This window comes from Streptomyces exfoliatus, assembly GCF_000725545.1.
Taxonomy (GTDB): domain Bacteria; phylum Actinomycetota; class Actinomycetes; order Streptomycetales; family Streptomycetaceae; genus Streptomyces; species Streptomyces exfoliatus.
Genome location: NZ_JNZP01000002.1, coordinates 286212 through 300207 on the forward strand (window position 1 = coordinate 286212; position 13996 = coordinate 300207).

The 13996-nt window shown below is 73.4% G+C and carries 15 protein-coding genes; 8 read left to right on the top strand and 7 right to left on the bottom strand.

Features of this window, described 5'->3' with window-relative positions:
• Positions 1 to 111 precede the first annotated feature (111 nt).
• Positions 112 to 639: a gamma carbonic anhydrase family protein gene (locus IO20_RS0104460; protein ID WP_030545896.1), complete on the top strand. Its 528-nt coding sequence runs from the start codon at positions 112 to 114 to the stop codon at positions 637 to 639.
• A 94-nt stretch (positions 640 to 733) separates the two neighbouring features.
• Here the strand turns inward: IO20_RS0104460 and IO20_RS0104465 are convergent, their stop codons facing one another.
• Both IO20_RS0104465 and IO20_RS0104470 read right to left on the bottom strand, forming a co-directional pair.
• Positions 734 to 1393 carry a DedA family protein gene (locus IO20_RS0104465; protein ID WP_030209441.1) on the bottom strand — a complete coding sequence of 220 codons (660 nt, stop codon included), beginning with the start codon at positions 1391 to 1393 and terminating at the stop codon, positions 734 to 736.
• Between the two features lie 205 nt (positions 1394 to 1598).
• A complete protein-coding gene (locus IO20_RS0104470) occupies positions 1599 to 2036 on the bottom strand; it encodes a DUF4442 domain-containing protein (RefSeq protein ID WP_030209444.1) in 438 nt (145 codons plus the stop codon).
• Positions 2037 to 2158: 122 nt separating this feature from the next.
• On the opposite strand from IO20_RS0104470, the gene IO20_RS0104475 reads away from it, so the two are divergent.
• On the top strand, positions 2159 to 3271 hold the full coding sequence (locus tag IO20_RS0104475) for a DUF8017 domain-containing protein (RefSeq protein ID WP_030545894.1): 1113 nt from the start codon (positions 2159 to 2161) through the stop codon (positions 3269 to 3271).
• 122 nt (positions 3272 to 3393) lie between these two features.
• On the top strand, positions 3394 to 4746 hold the full coding sequence (locus IO20_RS0104480) for an MFS transporter (RefSeq protein ID WP_030545891.1): 1353 nt from the start codon (positions 3394 to 3396) through the stop codon (positions 4744 to 4746).
• Here the strand turns inward: IO20_RS0104480 and IO20_RS0104485 are convergent.
• Together IO20_RS0104485 and IO20_RS0104490 are read right to left on the bottom strand one after the other, a co-directional pair.
• Complete coding sequence (locus IO20_RS0104485) at positions 4708 to 5553, bottom strand: spermidine synthase (RefSeq protein WP_030545890.1); 846 nt, start codon at positions 5551 to 5553, stop codon at positions 4708 to 4710. The two genes, IO20_RS0104480 and IO20_RS0104485, sit on opposite strands and share 39 nt — an antisense overlap.
• Before the next feature lie 36 nt (positions 5554 to 5589).
• The gene (locus IO20_RS0104490) at positions 5590 to 6321 is read right to left on the bottom strand and encodes a DNA alkylation repair protein (protein WP_051874241.1); all 732 of its coding nucleotides are present in this window, start codon (positions 6319 to 6321) and stop codon (positions 5590 to 5592) included.
• Positions 6322 to 6416: 95 nt separating this feature from the next.
• Between IO20_RS0104490 and IO20_RS0104495 the strand changes: the two genes are divergently transcribed.
• Together IO20_RS0104495 and IO20_RS0104500 are read left to right on the top strand one after the other, a co-directional pair.
• On the top strand, positions 6417 to 7181 hold the full coding sequence (locus IO20_RS0104495; RefSeq protein ID WP_030545886.1) for a TVP38/TMEM64 family protein: 765 nt from the start codon (positions 6417 to 6419) through the stop codon (positions 7179 to 7181).
• Between the two features lie 103 nt (positions 7182 to 7284).
• Complete coding sequence (locus tag IO20_RS0104500; protein ID WP_030545884.1) at positions 7285 to 8157, top strand: undecaprenyl-diphosphate phosphatase; 873 nt, start codon at positions 7285 to 7287, stop codon at positions 8155 to 8157.
• A gap of 64 nt (positions 8158 to 8221) precedes the next feature.
• Here the strand turns inward: IO20_RS0104500 and IO20_RS0104505 are convergent, their stop codons facing one another.
• Positions 8222 to 8815, bottom strand: coding sequence for a flavin reductase family protein (locus tag IO20_RS0104505; protein WP_030545883.1), 594 nt, complete (start codon positions 8813 to 8815; stop codon positions 8222 to 8224).
• 131 nt (positions 8816 to 8946) lie between these two features.
• Here IO20_RS0104505 and IO20_RS0104510 point away from each other — a divergent pair, with 131 nt between their 5' ends.
• Positions 8947 to 9393, top strand: a complete 447-nt coding sequence (locus IO20_RS0104510; RefSeq protein ID WP_030545881.1) for a nuclear transport factor 2 family protein — start codon at positions 8947 to 8949, stop codon at positions 9391 to 9393.
• Between the two features lie 90 nt (positions 9394 to 9483).
• Positions 9484 to 11109: an apolipoprotein N-acyltransferase gene (gene lnt, locus IO20_RS0104515; RefSeq protein ID WP_030545879.1), complete on the top strand. Its 1626-nt coding sequence runs from the start codon at positions 9484 to 9486 to the stop codon at positions 11107 to 11109.
• Here lnt and IO20_RS0104520 read toward each other — a convergent pair.
• Entirely contained in the window at positions 11054 to 11959 is a 906-nt protein-coding gene (locus IO20_RS0104520) for a Gfo/Idh/MocA family protein (protein ID WP_030545876.1), read from the bottom strand. The two genes, lnt and IO20_RS0104520, sit on opposite strands and share 56 nt — an antisense overlap.
• 59 nt (positions 11960 to 12018) lie before the next feature.
• A complete protein-coding gene (locus tag IO20_RS0104525; RefSeq protein ID WP_030545875.1) occupies positions 12019 to 13206 on the bottom strand; it encodes an FAD-dependent monooxygenase in 1188 nt (395 codons plus the stop codon).
• Positions 13207 to 13297: 91 nt separating this feature from the next.
• Here IO20_RS0104525 and IO20_RS0104530 point away from each other — a divergent pair, with 91 nt between their 5' ends.
• Positions 13298 to 13993 carry a TetR/AcrR family transcriptional regulator gene (locus tag IO20_RS0104530; protein WP_030545873.1) on the top strand — a complete coding sequence of 232 codons (696 nt, stop codon included), beginning with the start codon at positions 13298 to 13300 and terminating at the stop codon, positions 13991 to 13993.
• The last annotated feature ends 3 nt before the right edge of the window (positions 13994 to 13996 follow it).

The window sequence follows — 13996 nt, forward strand, 5'->3', positions numbered from 1 at the left end:
GCCGTCGTGCCTGATCGGTGCGGTGCGCTGTGATGTCCGTCATGGACGCGGCATAGGGTGCGCCGGGGAACCCCCGGGCGCGACACGACGGCTGACGATCAGGAGCGAACCATGACAGAGGCGTTGATCAAGGGTGTGGGCGGCAAGGAGCCGCGGATCGATCCGACCGCCTTCACCGCCCCGACCTCCGTGGTCCTCGGCGAGGTGACGCTCGGTGCCCGGGCCAGCGTCTGGTACCACACGGTGCTGCGCGCGGACTGCGGTCCCATCGCGATCGGCGAGGACTCCAACATCCAGGACAACAGCACGGTCCACGTCGACCCGGGCTTCCCCGTCTCGATCGGGGCCCGCGTGACCGTCGGTCACAACGCGACCGTGCACGGCTGCGTCATCGAGGACGACGTCCTCGTCGGCATGGGGGCGACCGTCCTCAACGGGGCGCGGATCGGCGCCGGGTCGCTCGTCGCCGCGCAGGCGCTCGTCCCGCAGGGGATGGAGATCCCGCCGGGCTCGCTCGTGGCGGGCGTCCCGGCGAAGGTGCGCCGCCCGCTGACCGAGGAGGAGCAGGCGGGCATCAAGCTCAACGCCGAGATGTACCTGCTGCTCGCCAAGGGCCACGCCGAGGCCTTCTCGGACTGACGGGCTCCGGACGCGAACCGAGCGGCCCCGTACGCGGACGGAGAAGGGCGGCACCCGCTGGAGGGTGCCGCCCTTCTTCTCGTACGCAGGGGGCTCAGTCCGCGACCGCGACCGGCTCCCGCTCCGGCTCGGGCGCGTCGGCCCGCTCCGCCGCGGCCTTCTTGGCGCGGTTCCTGATGATCAGCATGGAGGCGAGACCGATCAGGACGGCGAGGACCAGGCCGAGCCAGGAGAAGCGCTTCAGCCATGCCTCGGCGACGATGCCGACCGAGTAGATGACGGCCGTCGTGCCGCCGGCCCAGAGGATGCCGCCGAAGACGTTGGCGATGAGGAACTTCCAGTACGGCATGTGCAGCACGCCCGCGAGCGGCCCGGCGAAGATGCGGAGCAGGGCGATGAAACGGCCGAAGAAGACCGCCCACATGCCCCACTTCTCGAAGGACCTCTCGGCGAGGCCGATGTTCGCCTCGCTGAAGTGCTTGGGGAACTTCTTGCCCAGCCAGGCGAGCAGCGGCCGGCCGCCCTTGCGGCCGATCGCGTAGCCGATCGAGTCGCCGATGATCGCGCCGGCGGTGGCGCAGCCACCGAGCACCCACGGGTTGATGTCACCGTGCTGCGAGGCGAGCAGCGCCGAACTCACGAGCACGATCTCGCCGGGGAGCGGGATGCCCAGGCTCTCCAGCCCGATCACCACTCCCACGAGAACGTAGACGGCGACCGCCGGGATCGTCTCCAGCCACTCCTGGACGTGCAACGCGGCTTCCTCCCGTTTCGACTGCGATGCCGCGCGGGCCCCTGGTCGAGGGCCGTGGCGCGGGCGCGCACCGCGGCGGGCACGCCGGGGCAGCCTACCCGGTCGCAGCGAACGCGCCCCGCCGCCGGCCACCCGGGAGCACGGCCGCCCCCGCACCTTCGGGAGGTCCTCCAGGAGATGCGGGGGCGGCCGTGGCGTCCGAGGGTCAGCTGTTCGGACGCAGGGTCCAGACGACGGTCATCTCGCCGGTCACGGCGCCGTCCTCGCGGGTGATGTCGATCCGCACCGGGAACTCCGGCCGCTCCCCGGCGTCGAGTTCGGCGACGATCTCGGCGGCCGGGCGGCCGAGCGTGGCGGTGGCCGTGACGACGCCCATGGCGAGCTTCTTGTAGCCGATCTCGGCCTTGACGGCGAGCGGTACGGCGCGGCTCAGCTGGTCGCCGAAGGCGGCGAGCACGATGGCGCCGCTGGCGGACTCGGCGAGCGTGAACATCGCTCCGGCGTGGGGGCCGCCGAGGTGGTTGTGGTAGGCGGGCTGGTCCGGCAGGCGCACGACGGCGCGCTCGGCGGTGGTCTCCAGGAACTCCAGGTTCAGGGTTCCGGCCATGGGCACCGTGGCGGCGAGCATCTCGCCGACGGTCATCTGGTCTGCGCTCATGGACCGCGATGTTACCCACGAGTAGCCGAGCTTGGCCATCCCTCGCGCGTCCGCGGTCCGGGGGCGGGCGTGGTCGAGCCGCCTCCGCACCTCTATGGTTACTGGCCATGTGGCCAGGACAGCAGCCGCCCGGGGGCGAGCAGAACCCGCAGGACCAGAGTCAGAATCCCTACCAGCAGTCGGGGTACCAGCAGCCGAACCCGTATCAGCAGCCGCCGACCCAGCCCGGGTACCCGCAGCCGCCGACGCAGCCCGGCTACCCGCAGCAGCCGCCCACGCAGCCCGGATACCCCCAGCAGGGGTACGCCCAGCAGCCCGGTTACGGCCAGCCGAACCCGTACCAGCAGCCGACCATGCCGCAGCAGTACGCGGTGCCGGGCCCGGGGCAGCCCGGCGGCCCCGGCGGCGGCAAGAAGAAGCAGACGACCCTCGTGGCGATCGTCGCCGCGATCGCCGTGGTCGCCGCGGCGGGCGTCACCGGCTATCTGGTGCTCGGCGGGGACGACGACGAGAAGCCGCTCGCCGACGGCAAGCCGACGGGGTCCGCCTCGGCACCCGCGACGCCGACGACGGACCCCAGCAGCTCGCCGTCGCTCGCCAACCCGCGCGACGGCGCGGCCCAGCAGCCGACGATCCCCGGCTGGAAGGTCGTCCACAACCCGAAGTACGGCACCCTCTTCGACGTACCGCCGGAGTGGCAGGTGCTGAAGCCCGGCACGATCACCTTCTTCGAGGACGAGAAGAAGAACGACGGCAGCGCCCTCGTGACGATGTCGGGGCCGACGCGCCTCAAGAGCGAGTGGTGCACCTACGACACCGACAAGAACGGCACCGCGGAGACCTGGGGCCTGGCCACCGCCGGCACCAAGGGCGGCCAGGGCGCCAAGGACACCGCGTCCGCCGCGCGCGGCGAGGCGGGTACCTGGGTGTGGGGCGGCTACGCGCAGCACATGCCGCAGAGCACCATCAAGATCTCCAAGCCCGTGCCGTACACGACGAAGTCCGGCCTCACCGGGAGCATGGCGACCGCCACGGCGCCGGGCGTGAAGAAGCGCAACAAGTGCGAGTCGGACGGCAAGTCCATCGCCTTCACCTTCAAGAACAACGCCGGCGACTTCTCGACCTTCGTGCTCTACGGGGCCGACGGCGTGGCCGACGAGCTGCCGGACGCCACCATCCGTCAGATCCTCTCCACGGTCCGCCTCGTACCGAAGTCCTGACGGCCCGGAGGGGACGGGCCGGTCTCGGCCCGCCCCCTCCGCCACCGCCTCTTCCGGCCGCGTGATCAGACCGTCCGGATATCGGTTTGGCATCCGGGCGGGCCGACAGGGATAGTCCCGGGGTGACCAGACCCGCCGCCGCCCTCCGCACCCCGCTCGGTTCCCGCCGCCCCGACTGGGCCGGACGCAACTACGTCCTCCTCACCGCCGCCACGGTCGTGACCAACCTCGGCACGCACGGCGCCCTGATCGCCACGACCTGGGCCGTGTTCGAGGCCGGGGGCGACGCGGGCGACGTCGGGCTCGTGGCCATGGCGCGCTTCCTGCCGCTCGTGCTCTTCCTGCTGATCGGCGGCGCCCTGGCCGACCGGGTGCCCCGGCACCGGGTGATGGTCGCCGCCAACACGCTCAACTGCGTCTCGCAGGCCGTGTTCGCCGCCCTCGTCCTCGCCGGAGAGCCCCGCATCTGGCAGATGATGGTGCTCACCGCGCTCTGCGGCACCGGCCAGGCCTTCTTCAACCCGGCGGCCGAGGGCATGCTGATGGCCAGCGTCAGCGGCGAGCAGGCGAGCCGCGCCTTCGCCGTCTACCGGATGGCCATGCACGGCGCGACCATCGGCGGCGCCGCCCTCGGCGGCGCTCTGGTGGCCTTCGTCGGGCCGGGCTGGGTGCTCCTGATCGACGCGGTCGCCTTCGCCGTCGCGGGAGGGATGCGCGCCTTCCTCGACGTCAGCGGTATCCCCGAACGCGGCCCCGGCGGCGGCCTGTTCGCCGATCTGCGGGAGGGCTGGCACGAATTCGTCGGCCGGCCCTGGCTGTGGTCGATCGTCGCCCAGTTCTCCGTTGTGGTGGGCCTGATCGGCGCGGTCGAGTCGGTGTACGGACCGCTGGTCGCCCGCGCCGAGCTGGGAGGCGCGCGCCCCTGGGGCATCGCGCTCGCCGCGTACGGCGTGGGAACGCTCGCGGGCGCCGTCCTGATGACCCGGTGGAAACCGCGCCGGATGCTGTTCGTCGGCACCCTGTTCGTGTTCCCGATCGCGCTGCCGTCGGCCGCGCTCGCCGTCCCCCTCGACGCCGTGGGGCTCACGGCCGCGATGTTCGTGAGCGGCGTGGCCATCGAGGTCTTCGGCGTCTCCTGGATGACGGCCATGCACCAGGAGATCCCGGAGGAGAAGCTGTCCCGGGTCTCGGCCTACGACTGGTTCGGCTCGACGGCCCTGCTGCCGCTGACGACGGCGCTCGCGGGCCCCACGGAGAGCGCGTTCGGCCGGAGCGAGGCGCTGTGGGGCGCGGCGGCGCTCATGGTGCTCGTCACCGCCCTCGTCCTGCTGGTGCCGGACGTACGGAATCTGACCCGGCGTGCGCACACGAAGGAGATCGCGGGCGGCGCTGACCCGGCGCCCGTACCGGCGCCGGCGACCGCGGCCGGCCCGGCCTCAGCCGATGCCGAAGGCGCCGTCCGGCGGAACGGGTGAGGGGACGGCCCCGGCGTCGAGGACCGGTTCCGCGTTCCCGGTGAACCGGTCGAGCGCCTCCCCGTGCTCCACGCGCGCGGGGAAGGCGTCCGCCGCGGCCCGTCGCGCGAGGTGGGCGGTGTCGATCTCACGGCCGGAGGCGACCAGGACGGCGTTCCCGAAGCGGCGGCCGCGCAGTACGGGCGGTTCGGCGATCAGCGCCAGTTCGGGGAAGACGGTCGCGAGGGTGGCGAGCTGGGAGCGGAGGAAGGTGAAGGGTGCCCCGTCGGCCAGGTTGGCGGCGTAGATCCCGTCGGGCCGCAGAACGCGCCGGACCTCGCGCGCGTACTCCACGGAGGTGAGGTGGGCGGGCACGCGCGAGCCGCCGAAGACGTCGCCGACGACGAGATCGGCCGAGGCGTCGGGCGCCGCCTCCAGCCACCGCCGGGCGTCCGCGGCGTGCACGGTGATCCCCGAGTCGTCGGGCAGCGGCAGGTGCTCCGTGACCAGGGCGAGCAGCCCGCGGTCCGCCTCGACCACGTCCTGGCGCGAGTCGGGCCGGGTGACGGCGACGTACCGGGGCAGGGAGAGCGCGCCGCCGCCCAGGTGCAGGACGTCCAGCGGTTCGCCGTCGTCGGCCGCGCCGTCGACGACGTGGGCGAGCCGGCGCGCGTACTCGAACTCCAGGTACGCCGGGTCGTCGAGGTCGACGTACGACTGGGGCGCGCCGTCGACCGTCAGGAGCCAGGCCCGCTCCCGGTCCACGTCGGGCATGAGGCGCGCGGTGCCCTGGTCGACCTCGCGGAGGACGGGAATGTGCTCGTTCACGTGCTCATTGTGCCGGGGCGGGGCCATGGAGCGGACTCAGAGGTGCTTGAGGGCCTCACGGACGGAGAGCGGCGAGAGGCGGCCGGAGTTCGCGGCGACGAAGGCCCGTACCTCGGCGGGAGCTGTCCTGGCGTACTCGCGCAGGGCCCAGCCGATGGCCTTGCGGAGGAAGAAGTCGGTGTCGGGAGCGCGGCGCAGGCAGTGGGCGAAGAGCCGGTCGGCGTCCGTGGCCTCCTTGAAGCGGAGCTGGTGGAGGAGCGCGGTGCGGGCCACCCACAGGTCCTCGTCCTCGATCCACCGGTCCATCTCGTCGCCGAGGGAGGGATCGGCCGCGACGAGGGCGCCGACGACATGGGCGGCGAGGTGGTCGACGGTGTCCCACCACGGGACGGTGGTGACGAGCCGACGGGCGACGGGCAGGAAGCCGGAGGAGCAGCGCCTCACATGGCGGCGGAGGTAGTCGACGGCGAAGTAGTGGTACTCGCGCTCGGGCAGGTCGAAGCAGCGCAGGGCGATGGCGACGCAGTCGGCCTCGGTGGGGCGCGGCGTGCCGTCGAGGACGGTACGGGAGAGGGCGCGGCGCTCCGGGGCGCGCACGCCGAGGAAGGGGGCGACGCCCTTCATGTACGCGACCATCTCCTGGGCGCGGAAGGGGTTCCCCGCGGCCGGGTAGATCGTGGTGAGCCGGTCGAGGACGGTGTCGGCGAGGGCGCCGGCGGGGAGGGAGCCCTGAACGGGGCCACCGGCCGGCCGTACGACGTCGTTCAAGGAGCCCTCCCGATGCGGGGGGCTCCTGGATCCGGCCCCGGCGGACATGACGCACATTACGGCGATCATACGGACGCGTCCGTTACTCTCCCCGAATGCTCGCTCCCGCGCCCCGGCCGCCGGGCTCCCTCGCCTTCCGCTGCTCCCGGGCCCTGCTCGCGCCCCGCGCGCGGCTCTCGCTCCTCGCGCTCCTGCTGGCCACGGCGGCGGCCCTCGTACTCCTCTACGAGCCGCAGCGGCTGCTCTCGTCCGGCTGGCCGCCGCAGACGGGCGGCGCCGGGGCGGTACTGCTCTTCGGTCTCGCGTACGGGGTGTGCACGGCGGCGTTCGTACCGCGGCCGGTGCTCAATCTGGCGGCGGGCGCGCTGTTCGGTTCCGCCGCCGGTCTGACGGCGGCGGTGGCGGGGACGGTCCTGGGAGCCGGGATCGCCTTCACCCTCGGCCGGTTCCTGGGGCAGGACGCGCTGCGGCCGCTGCTGCGGGGGCGCTGGCTGACGGCGGCGGACGGGCAGCTGAGCCGGCACGGGTTCCGTTCGATGCTGGCGATCCGGCTGTTCCCCGGGGTGCCGTTCGCCGCGGCCAACTACTGCGCCGCGGTCTCCCGGATGGGGTACGCGCCGTTCCTCCTGGCGACGGCGCTCGGCTCGGTGCCCAACACGGCGGCGTACGTCGTGGCGGGCGCCCAGGCCGGTTCGCCGGGTTCGCCGGCCTTCCTCTTCTCGGCCGGGTTCATCGTCCTGTCGGGCCTGGCCGCGGCGGTGGTGGCCTGGCGCAAACGACACGGCCTGCGGGCCCCCGCTCCCGCCGTGGAGAACACACCGGACAGCACCCCGGAGCCGGAGCCGGTGGGCACCCCCTAGGGCAGGTCCCGTGGGAGGCCTGAGCACGGGCCCGTCATCTTGGGACGGTACGCTGCGCACGATCTTCTGACCGCACACGTACATACGGGACGGCCCTAGCCCCATGAGTTGGTTTGAATCGTTCATCCTCGGACTCGTCCAGGGGCTGACGGAGTTCCTTCCCATCTCCTCCAGCGCGCATCTCCGTCTCACGGCGGCGTTCGCCGGCTGGGAAGACCCGGGTGCGGCCTTCACCGCGATCACCCAGATCGGCACGGAGACCGCGGTCCTGATCTACTTCCGCAAGGACATCGCCCGGATCGTCTCGGCGTGGTTCCGTTCCCTCACCGACAAGTCGATGCGCTCCGACCACGACGCCCAGATGGGCTGGCTGGTGATCGTCGGCTCGATCCCGATCGGTGTCCTCGGCATCACGCTCAAGGACCAGATCGAGGGCCCGTTCCGCGACCTGCGGCTGATCGCCACGACCCTGATCGTGATGGGCATCGTCCTCGGCATCGCGGACCGGCTGGCCGCCCGCGACGAGATCGGCGGCCGTCACCGGTCGGTCCGCGTCCGCAAGACGCTCAAGGACCTCGGCGTGAAGGACGGCCTGATCTTCGGCGTCTGCCAGGCGATGGCCCTCATCCCGGGCGTCTCCCGCTCGGGCGCGACGATCTCCGGCGGTCTGCTCATGGGCTACACCCGCGAGGCGGCCGCGCGCTACTCCTTCCTCCTCGCCATCCCGGCCGTGCTCGCCTCTGGCGCGTACGAGCTGAAGGACGCGGGCGAGGGACACGTCTCCTGGGGTCCGACGATCTTCGCCACGATCATCGCCTTCATCGTCGGCTACGCGGTGATCGCCTGGTTCATGAAGTTCATCACCACGAAGTCGTTCATGCCGTTCGTGATCTACCGCATCCTGCTCGGCATCCTGCTGTTCATCCTGGTCGGCACGGACGTACTGAGCCCCCACGCGGGCGAGTCCGGGCACTGACGCCCGCGCACGACGCATGACGAAGGGCGGGCCGGAACCTCCGGCCCGCCCTTCGTCGTGCGGGTCAGCCCTGGTAGGGCACGCGGGCGATCTCCTTGATGCCGCCCAGGGTGCCCCACTCGTTCTTGCCGAGCCGGGTCAGCGGTCGCATCAGCGCCATCTCGGGGTGGCCCTCGACCATGACGGACTCGTCGACGGCGGCGTGCACGACGCGGCCGAAGACGACCGTCGAGTCGCCGATCCGCAGCGTGCTGTGCAGCTCGCACTCGAGCGCCACCGGCGACTGCGCCACCCTCGGCGGCTTCACCCGCAGGCTCGGCTCGCGCTCGACGCCGCAGGCCTCGAACTCGCTCACCCCGCGCGGGAAGTCGGTCGCCGTGGCGTTGATCTGCTCGAAGAGGCCCTCGGGGGCGAGGTTGACCACGAACTCGCCCGTCTCCTCGACGTTCCGCAGCGAGTCCTTGCGTCCGACGGACGTGAACTGCACGACCGGGGGCGAGACCGAGGCGATGGTGAAGAAGGAGTGCGGGGCGAGGTTGTCCGTCCCGTCGGCCGACGACGTGGAGACCCAGGCGATCGGCCGGGGCACGACGGTGGCGGTGAGCAACCGGTAGAAGGAGGTGCGGTCGCTCAGTTCGGGATCGATGTTCACGCGCATGCCGGACAGTATGACCGCCTCGCCGGAACTCTCCGTGCGCACGCCTCTCGGCCGACTCCCCGGGTGCGCCCCCGAACTCCGCCCGCGCACACCCCTTGGCCCATGACCTGGCCTGCCCCGACACTGATCCGATGACGCAGCGCGTGGACCTCGCGACCGTGATGGACCGACTCGCCGTCGACGACCTGATCACCGGGTACGCGGCGGCCGTGGACGACGCCGACTGGGCCGCCTACCTGGCCCTGTTCGCGCCGGAGGGCCGGGCCGACTACCGGGGCGCGGGCGGCGTCGAGGGCCCGGCGGCCGAAGTGGCCGACTGGCTCGCCGAGACGATGACGCTCTTCCCCGTACGCCAGCACCTCATCGTGAACCGGCGGGTCCTCTTCCGGGAGCGGGAGGGGTATCCGGAACCGGGCGACACGGCGGACGTACGCGCCGACTACGTCAACCCGATGCGGTTCGCCTCCGGCGAGGACTTCGTCTGCGGGGGCCGGTACGCGTTCGCGGCCGTACGGACCGCCGAGGGCTGGCGGCTGCGGTCGGTCGTCGTCGACGAGCGGTGGCGGCGGCACCGGTGAGAAGGCGTACGGTCCCCGGCCCGGACGGCCCGCCGGGCCGCGCCGGGAGCCGACACGCCCGACACTGAAGGCGAGGGCGGGAGGCATGCCATGCGGAGGGCGTTCGCGAGACGGGAGCGGCCCCGGGCCGAGGCCGGGGGCCCCGGCCAGGACCGGGGTGCGCCGCGGCGGCGCGGTGCCGTCCGTTCGCTGCTCGCCGTCTGCTGCGGGGCACTGCCCGCGCTGTCCTTCCCCGCACCCGGCCTGTGGTGGTGGGCGTATCTGGCGCTCGTCCCCTGGCTGCTCCTGCTCCGTACGGCTCCGGGGGCGCGCCGCGCCGCTCTGGACGGCTGGCTGGGCGGCATCGGTTTCGTGCTCGCCGTGCATCACTGGCTGCTGCCCAGCCTGCATGTGTTCCTCCTGCCGGTGGCCGCGCTGCTCGGCCTGCTGTGGCTGCCCTGGGGGTGGCTCGTACGGTCGCTGCTCGGCGGTGCGCCGCCGTCAGCGGCCCGAGCCGGCGCGGCGCTCCTCGCCGTCCCCTCCGGCTGGCTCCTCATCGAGTCGGTCCGCTCCTGGGAGGGGCTCGGCGGCCCGTGGGGGCTGCTCGGGGCGAGCCAGTGGGAGGTTCCGGCGGCGCTGCGGCTCGCCTCGGTCGGCGGGGTCTGGCTGGTGACCCTGCTCGTGGTCGCGGCGAACACGGCCGTCGTCCTGCTGGTGGCGGGGCCGGGACTGCGTACCGTCGGTGTCGCCGGGATCGCGGCCTGCGCCCTCGTGGCGGGCACGGCGGCCTGGGGCGTCGGGGCACCGGACGAGCGCGGGACCGTGCGGGTGGCGCTCGTCCAGCCGGGGGTGTTCGGTGGGCCCGACGGGCCCCAGCGGCGCTTCGACACGGCCGAGCGGCTGACCCGCTCGCTCGCCGGGCAGCACCTCGACCTGGTGGTCTGGGGCGAGAGCGGCGTGGGCGTCGACCCTGCGGGCCGACCCGAACTCGCGGCCCGGCTCACCGCTCTGGCCCGAGCGGTCGACGCGCCGCTCCTGGTGAACGTGGACGCGCGCCGGACCGACCGCCCCGGCATCTACAAGAGCGCCGTCCTCGTCGGTCCGGCCGGGCTCACGGGTGACCGCTACGACAAGATGCGGCTCGTGCCGTTCGGCGAGTACATCCCCGCGCGCGACCTGCTCGGCTGGGTGACGTCCGTCGGCAAGGCGGCCCAGGAGGACCGGCGGCGGGGTACGGCGCCGGTCGTGATGACGCTGCCCGACAGCGGCCAGGACGGTGGCCGGGAGCCGCGGGTCGGGCCGCTGATCTGCTTCGAGTCCGCCTTCCCCGACATGAGCCGGCGCCTCGTCAGGGACGGTGCCGGGCTCCTGGTGGTGCAGTCGGCGACGAGCACCTTCCAGGAGAGCTGGGCGCCGGCCCAGCACGCGTCCCTCGCCGCGCTGCGGGCGGCGGAGACGGGCCGGCCTGTCGTGCACGCGACGCTCACCGGGGTCAGTGCGGCGTACGGCCCCGACGGGCGACGGATCGGGCCCGTCCTCGGCACGGACGCGAGCGCCGTCGCCGTCCGCGAGCTGCCGCTCTCCGCGACGACGACGGCCTATGTCCGCTGGGGCGACTGGCCGCTGTACGCGGCGCTCGCCGTGGTGGGCCTGGTGTGCGCCGCCGAGGGCGCGGGAGCCCTCAGGAGGCCTGGGCCAGCGCCTCGCGGACCACGCGCTCGCACAGTTCGTGGGTGAGCAGGGCGTCGCGGGCGCTGAGCAGCCGCCCGTCGCGTACGGCGTCGAGGAAGACGAGCACGGCCTGCTCGATCCCGCGCTGACGGGCCACCGGCACCCAGTCGCCGCGGCGGCGCAGGGTCGGCTGGCCCTTGTGGTCGACGACGTCGGAGAGGTTGAGGACCTGGCGCTTGGTGTCCTGCCCCGACACCTCGAGGATCTCCTCGGTGGAACCGTTCATCCGGTTCATCATGCCGATGGCGGTGAAGCCGTCGCCGGAGAGCTGGAGCACGACGTGGTGCATGAGGCCGTCGCGGATCCTGGCCCTCACGTCGACGTGGTCGACCTCGCCGGGGAGCAGGAACCGCAGGGTGTCCACGACGTGGATGAAGTCGTCGAGGACGAGCGTGCGGGGGTCCTCGGGCAGGCCCACGCGGTTCTTCTGCAGGACGATCAGGTCGCGCGGGTGCTCGACGCACTGGGCGTAGGAGGGCGCGAGCCGCCGGTTGAAGCCGACGGCGAGGCTGACGGCACGCTTCTCGGCGAGTTCCACGAGCCGCTCGGAGTCGGCGTACTCGTACGCGAGGGGCTTGTCGACGTACGTGGGGACGCCCGCTTCGAGGAGACGGCCGACGATCTCGGCGTGGACGGAGGTCGGTGCGTGGACGAAGGCCGCGTCGAGCCCGGCGGCGAGGAGCGAGTCGAGGTCGCGGTGGCGCTGCGCGGCCGGCAGGTGGAGGGTGTCGGCGACCCGGTCGAGGGTGGCGGCGGTGCGGGTCTGGAGGTGGAGTTCGACCCCGGGGAGGGTGGCGAGGACGGGGAGGTACGCCTTCTGCGCGATGTCGCCGAGTCCGATGCAGCCAACCTTCACGGGGTCTCCCTTGTCGTGTCCGCGCGCCCTGGTCGTCCGGGCCGTTCGCGCGGGTCAGCTTACGCGGGCGGGGCCGGGGCCACCGGGGGGTGCCAGTCGGTGATGCCGTCGAAGCCGCGCAGGACGAGGCCGGGCCCGAAGCGGGAGACGGCGCCGACGAGCGTGGAGCGCAGGGCGACGGCGGGACGGGCGGAGAGCATCGTGAGCGCTCCGGTACGGGCGGCCTTGCGGACGATGGCGGTGGTGCGCGGCAGGCGGTCCGCGGTGTACGCGGCCAGGTCGCGGCCCGGGAGGAAGCCGGGCGCGGAGCGGGCGTGGTGGGCGAGGACGACGGCGTCCTCGATGGCCTGGTTCCCGCCCTGGCCGAGGCTCGGCATCATCGCGTGCGCGGCGTCGCCGAGGAGGGCGACCCGGCCCTGGTGGAACGCGGGCAGCGGGTCGTACAGGTGGTGGACGTCGTGGCGCATGACCTGGGCGGGGTCGACGGCGGCGAGGATCTCGGGGACGGGGTGGTGCCAGCCGCCGAAGAGGCGCAGGAGTTCGGCCTTCTCGTCGTCGGGCGCCCGGCCGCCGGCGGGAGCGGTGGCCATGGCGTACGCGTAGATCCGGCCGTCCTTGAGGGGCTGGGTGCCCCAGAGCCGTCCGGCTCCCCAGGTCTCGTGGGGCGCGAAGGGCGTCGCGGGTGCGGGGATCACGACCCGCCAGGTGGTGCAGCCCGCGTACCGGAGGCCGGGGTGCGCGGGGAAGAGCGCGTGCCTCGTCGCGGAGCGGATGCCGTCGGCGGCCACGACGAGTTCGGCCTCGGTCTCGCCGTGCGGGGTGGTGAGGCGGGCGGGGCGGTGGTCGTCGCCGGGGTCGGCGAGGGAGGCGGCCGTGCCGGTGCGGACGGCTCCGTCCGGGAGGGCGGAGGTGAGGATCTCCACGAGGGTGGCCCGGTGGAGGAGGACGAGCGGCCCGCCGAAGCGGGCGGCGGCCGCACCGGCGTTCGTGCGGGCGAGCCAGCGGCCGTCGGGTGCGCGCATGCCGCCGTCGCCCTGCCAGGCGGCGAGTTCGCGGACGCGGTCGCCGAGGCCGAGGACGTCGAGGGCGCGCTGGGCGTTGGGGGCGAGGCCGATGCCCGCTCCGACGGGGGCGAGGTCCGCGGCCCGCTCCAGGACGGTGACCTGCCAGCCGTTGCGGTGGAGGGCGACGGCGGCGGTGAGTCCGCCGATTCCGCCTCCGACGACGATGGCCCGGTGCTGTTCCATGACTGCTCCTCGGATCGGGTACTACAGATGTAGTGCCTCCCGTTCCGCCACCGTACTACAGGTGTAGTCGGCCGGGTAGTAGGTTGTCCCCATGACCGCATCGAACCCCGTCACCGCCTCCGCCACCGCCCCGGATCCGGAGGCCCGCGCCTCCCGCGCCGAGCGGATCGGGGACGCGGCGCTCGACCTTCTCGTCGAGCGCGGCATGCGGGGCCTGACGCACCGCGCCGTGGACGAACGGGCCGGGCTGCCGCAGGGATCGACGTCCAACCACGCGCGCACACGCCAGGCGCTCCTGGAGACGGCCGTGCGGCGGCAGGTCGAGCTGGAGGCGCGGGTCCTGACCCCGGCCGAGCTGCCGGGCGCGGGCGGGGAAAGCGGTTCGACCGTCGACACCCACGCGCTCAGGGACGGCGGCTCGGGTGCCGTCCCTGACGAGCTCGTCGACATGCTCGCCCTCGCCGTGCACCGCTACCTCACCCACCACCGCGCGCTGCTCGTCTCCCGCTACGAACTGGCCCTGGAGGCCACCCGCCGCCCCGAGCTCCGCTCGTTCTTCGACGCCGCGGGCTCCGTGTTCCGCGGCCCGCTGATCGCGGCGATGGCGGCGGCCGGCTCACCGGAGCCCGAGCGTCACGCGCTCTCCCTCGTCGCCTGGTGCGAGGGGCTGCTGTTCTCCTGCGCCGTCGGTTCCTTCCACGCCTCCGTGCCCGGCCGCGCGGAACTGCGCACGGGAGTCGAGGAGTTGATGCGGGGCATGCTCGCCGACCCTCCCCCCGGGGAGTGAAAG